Here is a 241-nt window from a genome sequence, read left to right as displayed (position 1 = left end):
GGCCAGGGATTCCACGGGGCCCCGCCGCAGGTGGGGCGGCCGGCAGGCCGTAAATTCGAAGACGCGAAGCGGCAGAGAATTTCCGCAAGGGCGGATTCATTCCGCCCGAGGATTGAAAAAAACGGGTACCCGCAAAATCAAAGATTTTGTGGGAGATCCCTGGCCCGCATCAAGTCCATGTCCGAGGAAAACGGAGTGGAATTTGTAGATTAAGCTAGAGAATTTTCCACAGCTGGCCAGG

The 241-nt window shown here is 56.4% G+C and carries 1 protein-coding gene; it reads left to right on the top strand.

The window, feature by feature from the left end:
* Positions 1–213, top strand: a 213-nt coding sequence (locus tag I6E39_RS11025; protein WP_235381629.1) for a hypothetical protein, incomplete at its 5' end; no start/stop codon positions are given.
* Between the last annotated feature and the right edge of the window lie 28 nt (positions 214–241).

Source organism: Pseudoflavonifractor phocaeensis (assembly GCF_021531375.1).
In the GTDB taxonomy this organism is placed as follows: Bacteria; Bacillota; Clostridia; order Oscillospirales; family Oscillospiraceae; genus Lawsonibacter; species Lawsonibacter phocaeensis_B.
Note: the sequence above shows the minus strand (reverse complement) of the source record. Positions and strands in the feature narration are given on the sequence as shown.